Raw genomic sequence first — 545 nt, forward strand, 5'->3', positions numbered from 1 at the left:
GTATATTTAAACGTTTTACCTGCTACAGCAACAGAATCTAAATATGCTTTCATTACAGGTGGGAAGGAGAAGTTCCATAATGGTGTGACAAATACATATTTATCAGCAGCGATAAATTGGTCACTTAATTCATTAAGACGGCTGACTTTTGCTTTCTCTTCAGATGAAAGTTCTTCAAAAGCTTGTCCAGAACGAAGCTTTCCCCATCCGCTGAAAACATCTGCATCGATATGAGGAATATTTTCACTGTATAAATCTACGTGAACCACTTCATCATTTGGATTATTTTCTTTGTAGCTATCTATAAATGCTTTACCAACTGCCATACTATACGATTGTGATTCATCATGAGGATGTGCAGTAATGTATAATACTTGTGCCATTCTAATCACCTTTCTTGTTGTGTATTATCTAATATAGTTTGAATCAAAATCTTATAAAATAAACAACCATATTTATTTTAATTTAAGATATCTTTAATTCAAGGTAATTATATAGGAGAAGAGACTTCCTTTCAAACAATCTGCTCTATTAAAATTGTCTAT

General features: G+C 31.9%; 1 protein-coding gene. It reads right to left on the reverse strand.

All coding sequences use genetic code 11. The features are described from left to right. Nucleotides 1-383, reverse strand: a 383-nt coding sequence (locus ABES03_RS17665) for an NAD(P)H-dependent oxidoreductase (protein ID WP_430119054.1), incomplete at its 3' end; no start/stop codon positions are given. Between the last annotated feature and the right edge of the window lie 162 nt (nucleotides 384-545).

Origin of the sequence: Neobacillus rhizosphaerae (assembly GCF_050477885.1) — a bacterium.
Lineage (GTDB): Bacteria > Bacillota > Bacilli > Bacillales > Cytobacillaceae > Neobacillus > Neobacillus rhizosphaerae_A.